21 protein-coding genes, 2 rRNA genes and 1 pseudogene (1 of these 24 running past the window's edge) are annotated in these 17111 nt (G+C 43.3%); 2 read left to right on the top strand and 22 right to left on the bottom strand.

From position 1 onward, the window contains the following. Both MKX71_RS00945 and MKX71_RS00940 read right to left on the bottom strand, forming a co-directional pair. Positions 1-351 (bottom strand): 23S ribosomal RNA (locus MKX71_RS00945); it reaches 2577 nt to the left of the window's first position. A gap of 175 nt (positions 352-526) precedes the next feature. Beyond that, positions 527-2076, bottom strand: a 16S ribosomal RNA gene (locus tag MKX71_RS00940). The 16S and 23S rRNA genes sit together here, the layout of an rRNA operon. A gap of 352 nt (positions 2077-2428) precedes the next feature. Between MKX71_RS00940 and pdaB the strand changes: the two genes are divergently transcribed. Continuing rightward, on the top strand, positions 2429-3193 hold the full coding sequence (gene pdaB / locus MKX71_RS00935) for a polysaccharide deacetylase family sporulation protein PdaB (protein WP_153257188.1): 765 nt from the start codon (positions 2429-2431) through the stop codon (positions 3191-3193). Here pdaB and kbaA read toward each other — a convergent pair whose 3' ends face one another. Further along, a complete protein-coding gene (gene kbaA / locus MKX71_RS00930; RefSeq protein ID WP_339231626.1) occupies positions 3194-3790 on the bottom strand; it encodes a KinB-signaling pathway activation protein in 597 nt (198 codons plus the stop codon). Between the two features lie 109 nt (positions 3791-3899). Here kbaA and gerD point away from each other — a divergent pair, with 109 nt between their 5' ends. Continuing rightward, positions 3900-4457 carry a spore germination lipoprotein GerD gene (gerD, locus tag MKX71_RS00925; protein WP_003235126.1) on the top strand — a complete coding sequence of 186 codons (558 nt, stop codon included), beginning with the start codon at positions 3900-3902 and terminating at the stop codon, positions 4455-4457. Between the two features lie 35 nt (positions 4458-4492). On the opposite strand, the gene salA is transcribed toward gerD, so the two are convergent. The 19 genes and pseudogenes from salA to MKX71_RS00830 all read right to left on the bottom strand — a co-directional run bounded on the left by salA (position 4493) and on the right by MKX71_RS00830 (position 17095). Next, complete coding sequence (gene salA / locus MKX71_RS00920; protein ID WP_264099424.1) at positions 4493-5551, bottom strand: iron-sulfur carrier protein/transcriptional regulator SalA; 1059 nt, start codon at positions 5549-5551, stop codon at positions 4493-4495. A 95-nt stretch (positions 5552-5646) separates the two neighbouring features. Continuing rightward, on the bottom strand, positions 5647-6360 hold the full coding sequence (gene cwlD, locus MKX71_RS00915; protein ID WP_015252979.1) for an N-acetylmuramoyl-L-alanine amidase CwlD: 714 nt from the start codon (positions 6358-6360) through the stop codon (positions 5647-5649). A 59-nt stretch (positions 6361-6419) separates the two neighbouring features. Beyond that, positions 6420-6863: a YbaK family protein gene (locus MKX71_RS00910; RefSeq protein WP_003235118.1), complete on the bottom strand. Its 444-nt coding sequence runs from the start codon at positions 6861-6863 to the stop codon at positions 6420-6422. A gap of 185 nt (positions 6864-7048) precedes the next feature. Further along, the gene (locus MKX71_RS00905; RefSeq protein WP_029317184.1) at positions 7049-7816 is read right to left on the bottom strand and encodes a class I SAM-dependent methyltransferase; all 768 of its coding nucleotides are present in this window, start codon (positions 7814-7816) and stop codon (positions 7049-7051) included. Between the two features lie 463 nt (positions 7817-8279). After that, entirely contained in the window at positions 8280-8672 is a 393-nt protein-coding gene (gene rpsI / locus MKX71_RS00900) for a 30S ribosomal protein S9 (protein ID WP_004399691.1), read from the bottom strand. A 20-nt stretch (positions 8673-8692) separates the two neighbouring features. Next, complete coding sequence (gene rplM, locus MKX71_RS00895) at positions 8693-9130, bottom strand: 50S ribosomal protein L13 (RefSeq protein ID WP_003241966.1); 438 nt, start codon at positions 9128-9130, stop codon at positions 8693-8695. A 161-nt stretch (positions 9131-9291) separates the two neighbouring features. Next, the gene (truA, locus tag MKX71_RS00890) at positions 9292-10035 is read right to left on the bottom strand and encodes a tRNA pseudouridine(38-40) synthase TruA (protein ID WP_004399657.1); all 744 of its coding nucleotides are present in this window, start codon (positions 10033-10035) and stop codon (positions 9292-9294) included. Positions 10036-10044: 9 nt separating this feature from the next. Next, positions 10045-10842 (bottom strand): energy-coupling factor transporter transmembrane protein EcfT, encoded by a 798-nt coding sequence (locus tag MKX71_RS00885; RefSeq protein ID WP_029317183.1) that lies wholly within the window; start codon positions 10840-10842, stop codon positions 10045-10047. Further along, positions 10839-11708 carry an energy-coupling factor ABC transporter ATP-binding protein gene (locus MKX71_RS00880; RefSeq protein WP_326147333.1) on the bottom strand — a complete coding sequence of 290 codons (870 nt, stop codon included), beginning with the start codon at positions 11706-11708 and terminating at the stop codon, positions 10839-10841. The genes MKX71_RS00885 and MKX71_RS00880 overlap by 4 nt, the downstream gene beginning before the upstream one ends. Beyond that, positions 11684-12529: an energy-coupling factor ABC transporter ATP-binding protein gene (locus MKX71_RS00875; RefSeq protein ID WP_004399689.1), complete on the bottom strand. Its 846-nt coding sequence runs from the start codon at positions 12527-12529 to the stop codon at positions 11684-11686. The genes MKX71_RS00880 and MKX71_RS00875 overlap by 25 nt, the downstream gene beginning before the upstream one ends. Positions 12530-12656: 127 nt before the next feature. Beyond that, positions 12657-13019: a 50S ribosomal protein L17 gene (gene rplQ / locus MKX71_RS00870; RefSeq protein WP_003225836.1), complete on the bottom strand. Its 363-nt coding sequence runs from the start codon at positions 13017-13019 to the stop codon at positions 12657-12659. A gap of 77 nt (positions 13020-13096) precedes the next feature. Further along, a complete protein-coding gene (locus MKX71_RS00865; RefSeq protein WP_003225835.1) occupies positions 13097-14041 on the bottom strand; it encodes a DNA-directed RNA polymerase subunit alpha in 945 nt (314 codons plus the stop codon). A 176-nt stretch (positions 14042-14217) separates the two neighbouring features. After that, positions 14218-14613 (bottom strand): 30S ribosomal protein S11, encoded by a 396-nt coding sequence (gene rpsK, locus MKX71_RS00860; protein ID WP_009966385.1) that lies wholly within the window; start codon positions 14611-14613, stop codon positions 14218-14220. 20 nt (positions 14614-14633) lie between these two features. Continuing rightward, complete coding sequence (gene rpsM, locus MKX71_RS00855; RefSeq protein ID WP_003235095.1) at positions 14634-14999, bottom strand: 30S ribosomal protein S13; 366 nt, start codon at positions 14997-14999, stop codon at positions 14634-14636. Between the two features lie 22 nt (positions 15000-15021). Further along, positions 15022-15135: a 50S ribosomal protein L36 gene (gene rpmJ, locus MKX71_RS00850; protein ID WP_003156543.1), complete on the bottom strand. Its 114-nt coding sequence runs from the start codon at positions 15133-15135 to the stop codon at positions 15022-15024. A gap of 33 nt (positions 15136-15168) precedes the next feature. Next, the gene (infA, locus tag MKX71_RS00845; RefSeq protein ID WP_003156508.1) at positions 15169-15387 is read right to left on the bottom strand and encodes a translation initiation factor IF-1; all 219 of its coding nucleotides are present in this window, start codon (positions 15385-15387) and stop codon (positions 15169-15171) included. Then, positions 15365-15633, bottom strand: a pseudogene (locus MKX71_RS00840) (ribosome-binding protein ybzG). Before MKX71_RS00840 ends, infA begins: the two are co-directional and overlap by 23 nt. A gap of 65 nt (positions 15634-15698) precedes the next feature. Then, positions 15699-16445, bottom strand: a complete 747-nt coding sequence (map, locus tag MKX71_RS00835; protein ID WP_003225828.1) for a type I methionyl aminopeptidase — start codon at positions 16443-16445, stop codon at positions 15699-15701. Further along, positions 16442-17095, bottom strand: a complete 654-nt coding sequence (locus MKX71_RS00830; RefSeq protein ID WP_004399686.1) for an adenylate kinase — start codon at positions 17093-17095, stop codon at positions 16442-16444. The genes map and MKX71_RS00830 overlap by 4 nt, the downstream gene beginning before the upstream one ends. Positions 17096-17111: the final 16 nt, after the last annotated feature.

Below are 17111 nucleotides of genomic sequence, written 5' to 3'. Positions count from 1 at the left end.
CAGACCTCTTCATCTACCTCGTTCTTTTGTAACTCCGTACAGAGTGTCCTACAACCCCAAGAGGCAAGCCTCTTGGTTTGGGCTAATCCCGTTTCGCTCGCCGCTACTCAGGGAATCGCATTTGCTTTCTCTTCCTCCGGGTACTTAGATGTTTCAGTTCCCCGGGTCTGCCTTCTCATATCCTATGAATTCAGATATGGATACCACTCCATTACGAGTGGTGGGTTTCCCCATTCGGAAATCTCCGGATCAAAGCTTGCTTACAGCTCCCCGAAGCATATCGGTGTTCGTCCCGTCCTTCATCGGCTCCTAGTGCCAAGGCATCCACCGTGCGCCCTTTCTAACTTAACCGTTAAAAAGAATCACTATGTGATATCTTGTGTTACTAATTTAATTGAATGTGATGTCTACTGTTATCTAGTTTTCAAAGAACACGTTTCGAAGGAATGATCCTTCAAAACTAAACAAGACAGGGAACGTTCTGTTTATAAGACCCAAGGTCTTATATTCCGTATAATATCCTTAGAAAGGAGGTGATCCAGCCGCACCTTCCGATACGGCTACCTTGTTACGACTTCACCCCAATCATCTGTCCCACCTTCGGCGGCTGGCTCCTAAAAGGTTACCTCACCGACTTCGGGTGTTACAAACTCTCGTGGTGTGACGGGCGGTGTGTACAAGGCCCGGGAACGTATTCACCGCGGCATGCTGATCCGCGATTACTAGCGATTCCAGCTTCACGCAGTCGAGTTGCAGACTGCGATCCGAACTGAGAACAGATTTGTGGGATTGGCTTAACCTCGCGGTTTCGCTGCCCTTTGTTCTGTCCATTGTAGCACGTGTGTAGCCCAGGTCATAAGGGGCATGATGATTTGACGTCATCCCCACCTTCCTCCGGTTTGTCACCGGCAGTCACCTTAGAGTGCCCAACTGAATGCTGGCAACTAAGATCAAGGGTTGCGCTCGTTGCGGGACTTAACCCAACATCTCACGACACGAGCTGACGACAACCATGCACCACCTGTCACTCTGCCCCCGAAGGGGACGTCCTATCTCTAGGATTGTCAGAGGATGTCAAGACCTGGTAAGGTTCTTCGCGTTGCTTCGAATTAAACCACATGCTCCACCGCTTGTGCGGGCCCCCGTCAATTCCTTTGAGTTTCAGTCTTGCGACCGTACTCCCCAGGCGGAGTGCTTAATGCGTTAGCTGCAGCACTAAGGGGCGGAAACCCCCTAACACTTAGCACTCATCGTTTACGGCGTGGACTACCAGGGTATCTAATCCTGTTCGCTCCCCACGCTTTCGCTCCTCAGCGTCAGTTACAGACCAGAGAGTCGCCTTCGCCACTGGTGTTCCTCCACATCTCTACGCATTTCACCGCTACACGTGGAATTCCACTCTCCTCTTCTGCACTCAAGTTCCCCAGTTTCCAATGACCCTCCCCGGTTGAGCCGGGGGCTTTCACATCAGACTTAAGAAACCGCCTGCGAGCCCTTTACGCCCAATAATTCCGGACAACGCTTGCCACCTACGTATTACCGCGGCTGCTGGCACGTAGTTAGCCGTGGCTTTCTGGTTAGGTACCGTCAAGGTACCGCCCTATTCGAACGGTACTTGTTCTTCCCTAACAACAGAGCTTTACGATCCGAAAACCTTCATCACTCACGCGGCGTTGCTCCGTCAGACTTTCGTCCATTGCGGAAGATTCCCTACTGCTGCCTCCCGTAGGAGTCTGGGCCGTGTCTCAGTCCCAGTGTGGCCGATCACCCTCTCAGGTCGGCTACGCATCGTTGCCTTGGTGAGCCGTTACCTCACCAACTAGCTAATGCGCCGCGGGTCCATCTGTAAGTGGTAGCCGAAGCCACCTTTTATGTTTGAACCATGCGGTTCAAACAACCATCCGGTATTAGCCCCGGTTTCCCGGAGTTATCCCAGTCTTACAGGCAGGTTACCCACGTGTTACTCACCCGTCCGCCGCTAACATCAGGGAGCAAGCTCCCATCTGTCCGCTCGACTTGCATGTATTAGGCACGCCGCCAGCGTTCGTCCTGAGCCAGGATCAAACTCTCCGATAAAGTAGTTTGACTGACTACGCACATCGCTGTGCGATTTTTTAAAAACTGAATTAACAGGTACGTTTTGTCTTGTTTAGTTTTCAAAGATCATTACTGCCGCTTAACGAAGCAGCTTTATTACTATAACATTTAGCTTCTTTTAAGTCAACAACTTTTTTCAAAGTATTTAATGAAGCTTTTAGTTGATGTCAGCTGTTTATCAGCGACGAATAATAATATATCACGGATATTATCAAAAGGTCAATACCCAATTTAGGCTGTATGTGAAGAGACATTTTATCGGTTATATTCAATTGTCCATGCTCATAAGATGTAAAACAAGAATGATGGACAAGATAAGGAGGCATCATCAGTGAATCACTTCTATGTGTGGCACATTAAACGGGTAAAACAATTAATTATTATACTTATCGCCGCATTTGCAGCTGCCAGCTTTTTTTATATCCAAAGAGCTGTCCCGCTTCCCGTGTTTTCAACTGACACCGGACCTAAAGCCATTTATAAAGGAGAAACAGACTCTAAAGATATTTCACTTACTTTCGATATCAGCTGGGGTGATGAGAGAGCAGAACCGATACTTAATACTCTGAAAGCAAACGGGATTAAAAACGCAACGTTTTTCCTGTCCGCTTCTTGGGCAGAACGCCATCCCGACACAGTGGCCCGTATCGTAAAGGACGGCCATCAAATCGGGAGCATGGGCTACGCTTATAAAAACTATGCCAATTTAGAGAGCAACGAAATAAAAAAGGACATGAACCGTGCGCAAACAGCCTTTGAAAAGTTAGGGGTCAAAGACATACAGCTATTAAGACCCCCTACCGGCCAATTCAATAAGAATGTTCTAAAGGTCGCAAAGCAATACAATTATACAGTCGTTCATTACAGTGTGAACTCTCAAGACTGGACAAATCCCGGAGTTGAAAAAATCATCGACAATGTGACCAAGCAAGTTTCCGGTGGAGACATTATTCTTTTACATGCCTCCGATTCTGCAAAACAAACAGAAGAAGCATTGCCTGATATCATCCATCAGCTGAAAGAAAAAGGATTAAAAAATGTAACCGTGGGTGATCTCATCGCAAATTCTGATGCCAAATCCGCAGAGGTAAAGTAATTACTTTGCTGCAAACTTCGGCAGCATCAGCAATTGGAAGGCATTACATGCCATTAAAGGAAAAAGCATTAAATAAAGCCAGTCCTCATCATTTACTCTTAATGCAGGGAACCATTCTAATGCGGTAATCACAACCATCAAAAATAACGATGACACAAATGTTTTCTTAGAGGACTGCTTTTGCTTTATATAAGCTGTAATCACTCCAAAGATCAATAAAAACACCGGTAACCACGCATAGCCAGCCAGCGATTCTCCGCTCTCTCCAAAAAATAAAAAACGCACGTACATTAAATCAAAAGCAACAAACAGGATGAAAAACAACTGCAGCAAATTCCACAAAGAGGGGGACCTTAATATCTCAAGCGCAAACCGATGAACTGTTAAAAACACGAAAAAACCCATTTGGCTGATCACACTGAAAATCATGCCTACACCGATAAACCAAAATAAAACAGAGAAAATCTGTCCCGCTTCAAATGTTAGAAACAGCCCTCTATATTCTCCCCACTTTAAAGCAAAACCCACAATACTCGTGATAAGCGCCCCGACAGCTAAAATAGAAAAGAAAAAACGAACTAAACCACGGCTTTTCATTTCTTTATTCATCCCCTCAAAAATCGCGAACAGCGATATTTTGTTATGTATAATTCCAAACAGATGAATCATATTAAAGGTAAGACAAGTATGTGAAAGGAGCTTAAGCATGTCAAAAGCCAAAACGCTATTGATGAGCTGTTTTTTGTTATTATCTGTAACAGCTTGCGCTCCAAAAGACCAAGCAGCGGATATGGACTATGATCAGACCAAAAAAATGGTTGTTGATATATTAAAAACTGATGATGGAAAGAAAGCTATTAAGGAATTATTAAATGATGATGCCATGAATGAAGCGCTGGTGATTGACCAAGATGCAATTAAAGGAACAATAGAAAAAACACTCACATCTAAAAAAGGTGAAGAATTTTGGAAAAACATCTTTGAAGACACTGATTTTGCTGAGGGCTTTGCCAAAACTCTTCAGACAGAGCATGAAAAAGTGATTAAAAAGCTGATGAAGGATCCAGATTACCAGAAGATGCTGATGAGCGTTATGCAGGATCCCGGCATGGATAAAAAGTACAGCCAGCTGGCAAAAAGCCAAGAATTCCGCAGTTATTTAGAAGAGGTTATTAACGAAACACTTTCTAGTCCGCTTTACAAAAAGCAGTTCGAAGATGAGCTGAAAAAAGCAGCAAAAGACACAGCAAAAGAAAGTGAATAAAGGGAAAGCCGGGATCTGGAATCCCGGTTCACCTTTTATACCTGCACTGACATTTTTGCATCTATTTTTTTTGCGATGTCCTGATATATTTCTCCGATTGGATGATTTTCGTCATAAACAGACGGAGCAAATTGGTCCTTATTCCAATCGGGCTGTTTCAATGGGATTCTGCCGAGCAAAGGCACGTTTAGTTCCTCAGCCAGTTTATCTCCTCCGCCTTTTCCAAACACATATTCTCTTTCCCCTGTCTTTGCACTTTCATAATAAGCCATGTTCTCTATGACACCCACGACCTCATGATCGGTTTTAATCGCCATAGAGCCCGCTCTGGCCGCGACAAAAGCAGCTGTCGGATGTGGCGTAGATACGATAATTTCTTTGCAGCTCGGAAGCATTGTATGTATATCGAGAGCAACGTCCCCTGTACCAGGCGGAAGATCAAGAACGATATAGTCTACTTCTCCCCACTCTACTTCATGGAAAAAATTATTCAGCATTTTGCCGAGCATCGGCCCTCTCCATACGACCGGGGCATTTTCTTCTACGAAAAAGCCCATTGACATGACCTTTACTCCAAAGCGTTCAACAGGAAGAAGTTTCTCTCCTTCAATTGTTGGACGCACAGTGATACCCATCATGTCCGGCACACTGAACCCATAAATATCCGCATCAATTAAACCAACCTTTTTCCCTAGACGAGCCAGAGAAATAGCTAGGTTTACTGACACAGTTGACTTGCCTACGCCGCCTTTTCCACTTGCTACAGCAAGAAAGACTGGCGGGTTATCCATATTTAATAATGTTTTTTTCTCAGCTGACGGCGCCCGGAATTTAGCAACCGTTTCTTCAGGCAGCTCTTCAAATCGAAGGCCGACTGTCTCAGCTCCTGCCCCTTTTAATACGTTTACGATCTCTTGCTGAATCTGCATTTGTTCTGCAGTTCCTGTTTTTGCAAGAGCGACTTTTACACTGATATGCCGTTTTTCAGGCTTTATTTTAATTTCCTTAACGGCATCCAATTCTCCCAGAGGTCTTTGAAGAAAAGGTTCGCGCATTTCTCCGACTAGTTTTCTTACTTCATCTTCTCTTATCATCGAACCTCACCCTTTTGTGTATTCGTTTACAATTATTATTATATCATACATAAATGGCGGGTGTCTTATGCTTAGAACCACAAGAAAACCCTCCATTACTCCGGAGGGTCTCCTTTTTCTGTGAAATATCGCAAAATGCCTTTATATATGGAAGATGCCACCTTGTCTTGATATTTCGGTTTACCGAGCAGCGTTGCTTCGTTTGGATTGGATAAAAATCCGACTTCTATAAGTGCCCCCGGTTTGGTGACGTTTTGCATTAAGTAGATACCATGAATCCGCTTTGCTTTCCGGGTTGTGTTTTCCAGATTTCTTCTCAGCTCATCCTGGATGTATTTTGCGACTTTCTCATTTTCCGCATATTTCCCGTAATAAAAGCTTTGGGCTCCGCTCCATTTTTGTGACGGAATCGCATTAAGATGAATGCTGATATAGAGCTCCGCCTCTGAATGGTTTATTAATTTGACTCGTTGTCTTAGATCCTCAGCTTTTCGTCGACTATAGCCTTTTGTTCCTTCTGGAGCGAGATCAGTATCACTTTCTCTGGTCATGATAACAAGCGCTCCTTGTTCTTGAAGATAATCCCTGACTCTAAAGGCCACTTCCAGGGTAACATCCTTCTCTAACAGCTTTCCGCCGACTGCTCCGCCGTCAGGCCCGCCATGACCTGGATCTAGATAAATGATTTTACCGCTCAAGGGCAGGCTCCACGGCTTCCAAGAGTCGTTATTGCTGAACTGATATTTGAACAGAAATAGTAATACGATGAAGCCTAGCAAAAAACTGAGCCATTTAAGCTTTTTCCTCATCCCTTCCCCTCCCGCTTGTCCGTTATTACATAACTATGGGACAGGGCCGGGAAATATGATTACCGCATGCGAAGCTTACACTGTTTTTCTCTTTGAACAAACCCCGCTGTCCACCAATCTTTAATGAACTTGCGTGCCGCTTCATAAACCGTGTTTTTATCAAATGTTGCGTATTGCTCGTGTATCCAATTATAGAGATAATCAAAAAACTCCATACGAAGCTCTTCTTCTTCTCTTGCAGAGCGTGCACTGATACTCTGCATGGATTCTCCGTAATAGCCGAATATCCCAAAACGCCCGCCTAACAAATAGGCTTCTATAGCAAAATCAATACAGCCTTCGGTAATAATATCTCGCTCATCATGTAAAAATGGAAACAATGGTTCCAAACAATCCTTAACAGACTGGATAATTTGTCTCAGAGAGAGTTCTTTGAGCAAGTTCTTTTCTAATTCAAAATCCTTTTGGCGTTTCACATCCATAAAAGACAGTACTTCTGCCATATAAATTCACTCTCCTTTTACCGATTATTTTGAGGTTTGGATGATGAAACAATGCCCGAATTCGGTTGGAAATTCGCCCAAATGAAGGTGTAAAATCGATAAAAAATCAGCTTTCCGCAGGGTGCGGAACAAACGTTCTGTAAGTAGTTATGAAAAAAGCAGCCCCTCTAACAGGTCGCTGCTTTTCATACTTTCACGCTTCTTGTTGCAGAATATGTATGGATATATTGGTCTAATACAAACCCGCCTTTATCTTCATAAAAACCAGTAACGATAAAACCGGCATCAATTTGGCCTTTGATTTGGTCTTCTAAGGAATGGCCGAATTCCAGAGCCTCATTATTTTCGATCAGTTTTTTCACTTTATGTTTCGGAAGATCTTCTGGGTCAGCGTATGGAATGGAGTGTTTTACTTTTAAAACACCTTGCTGTTCTAATTCTGTATCAAACAGAAATACAACAGGATTGACAAAACCCGAGATTAGAATGCCGTTCCTTTTCAACACACGGTGCGCTTCCTTCCATACCGGGAGGACATTCTCAACAAAAACATTGGCAACAGGATGTACAATGACATCAAATGATTCATCATTAAATACACTTAAATCGTCCATGCTTCCTTTGACAGTGTGTATCGTGAGACCATCTCGCTCAGCAATCATTCTATCCTGATTCAGCTGTTTTTCTGAGTTATCTAATACGGTGACATCCGCGCCTGCGGCTGCCAAAACTGGACCCTGCTGGCCGCCGCCTGATGCTAAACAGAGTACTTTCAGACCTTTGATAGGCGGAAACCAATCCTTCGGTACATCTTTCATTGGTGTTACCCTTATATCCCAATTTCCTTTTTTTGCTTGTTCGATAACCTGCTGTTCAACAGCAACAGTCCATTCATTGCCTGTTTCTACTTTTTTATCCCAGGCTTTGCTATTATGAGCTACTAACGCATTCATGAATCTTCTCCTTACTTTAATGTATAGAGTATAACAAATATTTCTAGATTGATATCGCTTTCCCTTTGCATATTTAGAAAAAAGTTCATAAAAACGCAAAAAAATCACAAAGGAGATATGTGATTTATATCATCAGATTTACTTTTACTTCGTTACATAAAGCCATTAGCAATGAGAGCTATTGTTTCTCCGGGTTAAGAATCAGCAGTGAACTTTAACGGATGAGATACAGTGGTTAGATGAAGCTGGGCTGATCACATAACGATAATAAACATTGACCGAAGTTCCAATTGAATAAGAATGAAAGCTATCATGATTATTACAAAGAGACCGTTTATAAACAAACAATTTGCTTAACCCCGCCAAACGTCCATTCAGTTGTTATTTTTATGCGAGGCTGTCACGTTTTATTGAAAGAAAAAAGCTCCCAACCCAAGGTCGAGAGCTTTTTGAAAACGTAAAATTAACGTTTTGAGAACTGAGGTGCACGACGAGCGCCTTTAAGACCGTATTTTTTACGTTCTTTCATACGAGCGTCACGAGTCAGAAGACCTGCACGTTTAAGAGTTGTACGGTATTCTGGATCTGCTTCAAGCAAAGCACGAGCGATACCGTGACGGATTGCTCCAGCTTGACCAGATAGGCCGCCTCCATGTACGTTTACTAAAACATCATAAGTGCCAGCTGTTTCAGTCAAAGTTAATGGTTGTTTGATATCTTCGATTAAAGCTGCAGATGGGATATGTTCGCTGATTTCACGATTATTAACGACGATACGGCCTTCTCCTGGAACTAAACGCACACGCGCTACAGAGCTTTTACGACGGCCAGTACCGTAATATTGAACCTGTGCCAAATTGGTAACCTCCTTTTTAATTAACCGCGAAGTTCGTAAACTTCAGGTTTTTGTGCTTCGTGTGGATGCTCAGAACCACGGTATACGTTCAATTTTTTGAACATTTGACGACCTAGAGAACCTTTTGGAAGCATGCCTTTGATAGCAAGCTCAAGCATTTTCTCAGGGTAGTTTGTACGCATTTCAAGAGCAGTTCTTGATTTTAATCCGCCTGGATGTTGAGTGTGACGGTAGTAGATTTTGTCAGTTAACTTTTTACCAGTTAACTCGATTTTTTCAGCGTTGATGATGATCACATGATCTCCAGTATCAACGTGTGGTGTGTAAGTTGGTTTGTGTTTTCCGCGAAGGATAGCTGCAACTTCTGAAGAAAGACGACCTAAAGTCTTGCCAGCAGCATCAACAACTAACCACTTGCGTTCAATAGTACTTGCGTTAGCCATAGGTGTTGTACGCATTGAATTTCCCTCCTAAATGATCTGTCATTTTCAATAAACTTCGATTACGTTCTATTTCACAACACAATAAGTTCCGGGGCTTATCGTGGGGTTGAAATACATACCATATGATATCTTATAACTTTATGCAGACTCTGTCAAGAAAATATTATACACCTGGTTTAGTTGTCATAGTAAACGTTCCATAAATATAGCCCGTGCCCCGGCGCTGTGCGCCCTGCCGCTTCGCGATCCTTCGCTTCCAGCATGGATTTCACCTCATCGGGAGAAATTTTTCCAATACCTGCATCAAGCAAAGTACCCGCAATAATTCTGACCATATTATATAAGAAACCGCTGCCTGTGATCCGCATTTGCAGGCCGTCAGCCGTCTCAGTCCAATCAAGTTCGTATATCGTTCTTACCTTGTCCTGCACTTCTGTTTTAGCCGCGCAAAAGCTCGTAAAATCATGTGTCCCTATAAGATGCTTTGCCGCTTCTCTCATGTCCTGCACATTAAGGCGATATGAAAAATGGTAAGCGTAATGCCGTTTAAATACGTCCGGGTGTTTCTCCGTGTATACAAAGTAGCGATATTCTTTTTTGACTGCGCTAAATCGTGCATGGAACCCATCATCCGCAATTTCTGCCTGTTTGACTGCGATATCGTCCGGAAGCAGTGCATTTAAGGCATATGGCCATCTTTCAGCCGGGATAGACAGCGGAGTGTCAAAATGAATCACCTGTCCGGCTGCGTGAACCCCGCTGTCTGTTCTTCCAGACGAAACAACCGGAATTCTGTCTTTTGACTTATGCAGGACAGCCAAAGCCTTCTCCAGTTCATCCTGAACCGTTCTTTTGCCCGGCTGAACCTGATAACCGTTAAACAAATGTCCGTCATAAGAAATCGTGCATTTCAGTCTCATACAGCACCTCTAAGCCCTTAAGAAAAATAACAAAGCAGCTAATACAATTAAGCTGACAATGACAGAAGTGTCTTTTCCTGTCCATACAAGCTTTCTATATTTCGTACGTCCTTCTCCGCCTTGATAGCCTCTTGCTTCCATTGCCACCGCAAGCTCTTCGGCGCGTTTAAATGCGCTGACGAAGAGCGGGACAAGAAGCGGGACAATAGCCTTCACTCTATCTTTGACAGGCCCGCTTGTAAAATCAACGCCTCGCGCCATCTGAGCCTTCATGATCTTATCTGTCTCCTCCATCAGTGTCGGAATAAACCGTAAAGAAATTGACATCATAAGAGCCAGCTCATGAACAGGAAGCTTTAATTTCTTCAATGGGTTCAGCAGCTGTTCCATTCCATCGGTAATCTCAATCGGTGTGGTCGTAAGCGTTAATAAGGTTGTGATTAAAATCAAATAGACGAATCTAAGAGAAATGAATATCCCCTGAACCAGACCGCCCTCATAGACTTTGAAAAAACCTATTTGAAAGATAATCGGTCCTTCATGTGTCATAAGGATGTGAAGAAGGAACGTAAAAAGGACAATCCAGATGATTGGCTTCAGCCCTTTCATTAAAAAAGAGAAAGGAACTCTTGTTAAAGAAACGACGCCAATTGTAAATAAACCAAGCAACGCATATGTCTGAACATTATTGGCTAAGAATACAATGCAGACAAATAAAAAGATCGTGATCAGTTTTGTTCTGGGGTCAAGCCGGTGCACAAGTGAAGTCCCCGGTACATACTTGCCGATAATCATGCTGTCCATCATAAAGTCTTCTCCCCCTGAAAAAGAGCACGGATTTTGGCAGCGGCATCTTCGATTGTGAGCATAGGCTCATTAAATCTCACACCCAGTACAGCTTCAAGGTGTCTTTGGAATTTTATTGTTTCAGGAAGATCCAGCCCCCAGCCGGCCATCTCTTCACCCTTTAAAAACAGATCACGCGGACTGCCTGATGCTTGTATCGTTCCTTTATGCATAACAATCATTTCATCAGCGTATGCAGCTGCATCCTCCATGCTGTGTGTCACAAGGATCGTCGTCAGGTTCCCACGTTGATGAAGCTCATAAAACATGTCCATAATCTCTTTTCGCCCTCTTGGGTCCAATCCTGCAGTCGGTTCATCCAGAACAAGCACTTCAGGGTCCATTGCAAGTACGCCGGCAATTGCAACTCTGCGCATTTGCCCCCCGCTTAATTCAAAGGGTGACCTGTCCAAAAGCTCTTCTGATAAACCTACAAGCTGCAGCATCTCTCTCGCTTTTTGTTCAGCATCTTCTTTTTTAACACCAAAGTTCATCGGTCCGAATGAAATATCTTTAAGAACTGTTTCTTCGAATAATTGATGCTCAGGAAATTGGAAAACGATTCCGACTTTTTTACGAAGTTTTTTCAGTTCTTTATTCTTTTTCCCTGCCTGAATGACAGTGCTGCCTAGTGATATCTGTCCCTTCGTCGGCTTCAGGAGACCATTTAGGTGCTGAAGAAGAGTGGACTTGCCAGAGCCTGTATGCCCGATAACGGCTACGTAGCTTCCTTCTTTAATCGATGCATTGATATCATACAGTGCTAGGCGCTCAAACGGCGTCTTCATCTGATAACGATGCTCTACATCTTTGATTGTAATGTCCACAGCTCTTTCACCAGCCCTTCCTGAGTCAAATGGTTTTCTTCCAAAGCCAGTCCATTTTCTCTTAAAAGCTGGCTAAGCTGGAATGAGAAGGGTAAATCAAGCCCAATTCGAACAAGTTCTTTATTCAATTTAAAAATCTCTTCAGGCGGCCCTTCAGCATATTTTTTACCGCCATTCATGACAATGATCCTGTCTGCTTTTGCTGCCTCATTCAGGTCATGTGTAATGGAAATGACAGTCGCCATGCCCTGCTCTTTTAAATGTCTTACCGTTTCAAGCACTTCTTCTCGCCCGATCGGATCAAGCATGGATGTTGCTTCATCTAAGATAATAATATCAGGACGTGCGGCAATAACCCCCGCAATCGCAACTCTCTGCTTTTGGCCTCCGGAGAGATGGTGCGGCTCTTGATCGAGAAAATCTTGCATATTCACCTGTTTTACTGCCCAGTCTACTCTCTCAATCATTTCTTCCCGCGGTACACCATTGTTTTCTAAACCAAAAGCCACATCATCGCGAACAGTCGTTCCGACAAATTGGTTATCCGGATTTTGAAAGACCATACCTATCTTCTTACGCACTTCCCAAACGGATTCCTCTGTCAATTGAATCCCGGCAACCTCAATGTCGCCTGATTCAGGAAGAATTAAACCATTCAATGCCCGGGCCAGTGTTGATTTCCCTGAACCGTTATGACCTACGATTGCAAGCCATTCACCCTCATACACCTGCAGGGAGACGCCGTCTAGTGCTCGTCTTTCTGCGTCCTTCCGATATCGAAATACGATATCCTCTACCGATATCAACTGATTTTGATTCATGGAAAACCGGCCTCCTCTCAGCTAATGCTCTGCTTTTCTCTCTATTAAAAGTTGCAGTATCTAAAAAAAGGGCATAGATCCAGTTAGAAACTGTCCCGCCCTTCTTTAGATACACAAAAATATGTGATTAAACCAATTCGATAATTGCCATTGGTGCTCCGTCACCACGGCGAGGACCAAGCTTCATAATACGTGTGTATCCACCTTGGCGCTCCTCGTAACGAGTTGCAATGTCAGAGAATAATTTTTGAAGTGCATCTTGGTTATTTTCTTCGTTTGCAACCTCGTTGCGGATGTATGCAGCAGCTTGACGGCGAGCGTGAAGATCACCGCGTTTGCCAAGCGTGATCATTTTTTCAACTACAGAGCGAAGTTCTTTCGCACGTGTTTCAGTTGTTTCGATTCTTTCGTTGATGATCAAATCAGTTGTAAGATCACGAAGCATAGCTTTACGCTGTGCACTCGTACGTCCTAGTTTTCTGTATGACATGTGATGTCCCCTCCTTTATTGGAATGCTGTTTCTGAATAATAAACACACGAAAATCCTAGTTCACAAGGGAAACTAGTCAATCGTCTTTGCGAAGTCCGAGTCCAAGTTCTTCTAGTTTCGCTTTCACTTCTTCAAGTGATTTGCGTCCTAGATTTCGAACTTTCATCATATCTTCTTCCGTCTTGTTCGCAAGCTCTTGAACCGTGTTAATACCCGCACGCTTTAAGCAGTTGTAAGAACGAACAGAAAGATCCAATTCTTCAATTGTCATTTCAAGAACTTTCTCTTTTTGATCTTCTTCTTTTTCAACCATGATTTCAGCATGTTGAGCTTCGTCAGTTAAACCAACGAATATATTAAGGTGTTCAGTTAAAATCTTTGAACCAAGCGCAATTGCTTCTTTCGGTCCAGTGCTTCCATCAGTCCAAACATCAAGTGTAAGTTTATCATAGTTTGCAACTTGGCCTACACGAGTGTTCTCTACCTGATAAGATACACGAGAAACTGGCGTATAGATAGAATCGATCGGAATCACGCCGATTGGCTGATCGTCTCTCTTGTTTGCGTCAGCAGGCGTATACCCACGTCCTCTTTGAGCAGTAAGGCGAACTCGGAAACTCGCATTCTCACCAAGAGTCGCGATATGAAGATCAGGATTTAAGATCTCTACATCACTATCGTGTGTAATATCAGCTGCCGTTACAGTTCCTTCACCCTGTACATCAATTTCTAGCGTCTTCTCTTCATCAGAGTAGATTTTCAATGCAAGCTTTTTAATGTGTAAGATAATCGTTGTAACATCTTCCACAACGCCTTCAATTGTCGAGAATTCGTGCAGTACACCATCTATCTGGATTGATGTTACAGCGGCACCAGGGAGTGAGGATAAGAGGATACGACGTAAGGAGTTACCCAGAGTTGTACCATATCCACGCTCAAGTGGCTCTACGACAAACTTACCAAATTTGGCATCGTCGCTGATTTCAACCGTTTCGATTTTTGGTTTTTCAATCTCGATCATTACTTAAAACCCTCCTTCAAAACGTCGAAACCTCGAATAGAATCATATGAGATTCCATCCGAAATTCCCCATTGTTTAGTCCCGTATGTGCTCAGGCAACGAGTCGGTGCATTCGTTTCATAAATAACTGTATCATAACCCATTATTGACAGGGACACAAAATCTATACAAACAAATTACACGCGGCGACGTTTTGGTGGACGGCATCCGTTATGAGGAACAGGAGTTACGTCTCTGATAGCAGTGACTTCTAGTCCAGCAGCTTGAAGTGCACGGATTGCAGCTTCACGGCCTGAACCAGGTCCTTTAACAGTAACCTCTAGAGTTTTAAGACCATGTTCGATTGAACCTTTAGCAGCTGTTTCTGCAGCCATTTGCGCAGCAAAAGGAGTAGATTTACGAGAACCTCTGAATCCTAAAGCTCCGGCACTAGACCAAGAAATAGCATTACCATGAGTGTCAGTGATCGTAACGATCGTGTTATTGAAAGTTGAACGAATATGAGCAATTCCAGACTCAATATTCTTTTTCACGCGACGTTTACGCGTGTTAGATTTACGAGCAGCAGCCATTGTTTAAGAACCTCCCTTACTTATTTTTTCTTGTTAGCTACAGTACGACGCGGACCTTTACGAGTACGCGCGTTGTTTTTAGAGTTTTGTCCACGAACAGGTAATCCTCTGCGATGACGGATTCCGCGGTAGCTTCCGATTTCGATCAGACGTTTGATATTAAGAGAAACTTCACGGCGAAGGTCACCTTCTACTTTCAGTTTGTCAATAATATCACGGATTTTACCAAGTTCTTCTTCAGTAAGATCGCGCACACGAGTATCTTCTGAAACTCCAGCTTCTTTTAAAACTTGCTGAGCCGTTGTGCGGCCAATTCCGAAGATGTATGTTAAAGAAATAACAACACGTTTGTCACGTGGGATATCTACACCAGCAATACGAGCCATTCTCTGGGCACCTCCTTATAAATTATCCTTGTTTTTGTTTATGCTTTGGATTTTCACAGATCACCATTACTTTTCCTTTTCTGCGAATAACTTTACATTTTTCGCAGATTGGTTTAACTGATGGTCTCACTTTCATGTGTTTCCAACCTCCTTCAGTTTCCGGAGTGCTTTATTTGTAACGGTACGTAATCCTGCCACGAGTTAAGTCATATGGAGATAATTCTACCGTAACTTTGTCTCCAGGTAAAATGCGAATGAAGTGCATGCGGATTTTACCAGATACATGAGCCAAAACAGTGTGGCCATTTTCAAGTTCAACTTTGAACATCGCGTTTGGCAGTGTTTCGACTATAGTACCTTCCACTTCAATTACATCGTCTTTCGCCATTCAAGTGTTCTCCCTTCTTCAAATCAGTAACTTGCTTTCTGACAAATTTCAAAAGAAGTTTGTCACACGCCCTGTTTCGTTTATACTGTTCTGAACTTCCGGAGATACGCAATCATAAAGGGTTAAATGATTGATATTCTTTTTCTTAGGAGAATGAAATGTACGCTTTTCTCCGTCTGCTGTTAGTACATTGATGATGGTTAAAATTCCAACGACAAGCAGCAAGATGAATTCGGTCTTGCCAATGTTCACCCAAGCTTTCTGCCCTATCAAGCTTGAAAAACATCTGTCTTCGGAATTATTTTCATCATCTAGACTCTCGTCAGTATATCAAAACCCGTTTCTGTAATCGCAATCGTATGTTCAAAATGAGCACACTTTTTCCCATCTACCGTTACAACCGTCCAGTTATCAGCCAATGTTTTCACGTAGCGGCTGCCAGCGTTCACCATAGGTTCAATAGCGAGAACCATGCCAGGTTTAAGCCGTGGTCCTTTGTTGGGCGGACCGTAATGAGGAATTTGCGGGTCCTCATGCAAGTCTTGACCAACACCATGTCCGACATACTCCCTAACAACTGAAAACTGCTCATTTTCGACATACGTTTGTATTGCGTGGGAAATATTCGACAAACGTTCACCTGGTTTTGCTTCCTGCAAGCCTTTATATAAAGACTCCTCTGTCACTTCCAGAAGTTTTTTGTCATCATCGCTGATGTTTCCTACCGGATATGTCCATGCAGAGTCACCATGATAACCATTTAATTTAGCACCGATATCAATACTGATGATGTCTCCGTCCTTCAGCACCCTGCTGCCAGGAATGCCGTGAACGAGTTCTTCATTAACTGATACGCAAATGCTCCCGCGAAACCCATTATACCCCTTAAAAGATGGGATTGCACCCTGCTTCTTAATAAAACGTTCGGCAATTTGATCCAATTCTTTTGTCGAGATTCCTGGTTTAATGTGCTTTTTTAACTCTTCATGAGTTAAAGCCACGATTCGCCCTGCTTCCCGCATGATACCAAGTTCACGTGGGGTTTTACAGATAATCATTTTTTTAATCCTCCAAGAAGATCCTTCACATCTGCATAAACGTCTTGAATGTCCTGTTGGCCATTCACGTTTGCAAGATAACCTTTCTCTGAATAGAAATCGAGTAAAGGCTGAGTTTGCTTCATGTTTACCTCAAGCCGTTTAGAGACTGTTTCCTCATTATCATCTGCCCGTTGATAGAGTTCGCCTCCGTCTTTATCACAAATACCCGGCGTTTTCGGCGGATTAAAGACTAAATGATAGGTTGTGCCGCAAACACTGCAAATTCTGCGTCCAGTCAGACGTTCCATCAGAACATCTTTGTCGACTTCAATGTTAATGACATAATCAATCGGCTTGCCGTATTCCTCAAGAATTTCTTCAAGAGCTTCGGCTTGAGCGACTGTTCGCGGAAATCCGTCCAGAAGAAAACCTCTTTCACAATCATCTTTGCCAAGTCTCTCTTTTACAATTCCGATTGTGACTTCGTCAGGTACGAGCTCTCCCTTATCAATATAAGATTTTGCTTCGAGTCCGAGTGGTGTTTCTTCTTTCATAGCAGCACGGAACATATCTCCTGTTGAGATATGAGGAATCCCATAATCCTCAACAATTCGTTCGCCCTGTGTGCCTTTACCGGCACCAGGAAGCCCCATTAAGACTAAGTTCATTCGGATTTCCCCCGTC

Source organism: Bacillus sp. FSL M8-0071 (assembly GCF_037975455.1).
Classification (GTDB): domain Bacteria; phylum Bacillota; class Bacilli; order Bacillales; family Bacillaceae; genus Bacillus; species Bacillus subtilis.
This window is presented reverse-complemented; position numbering and strand designations above follow the sequence as displayed.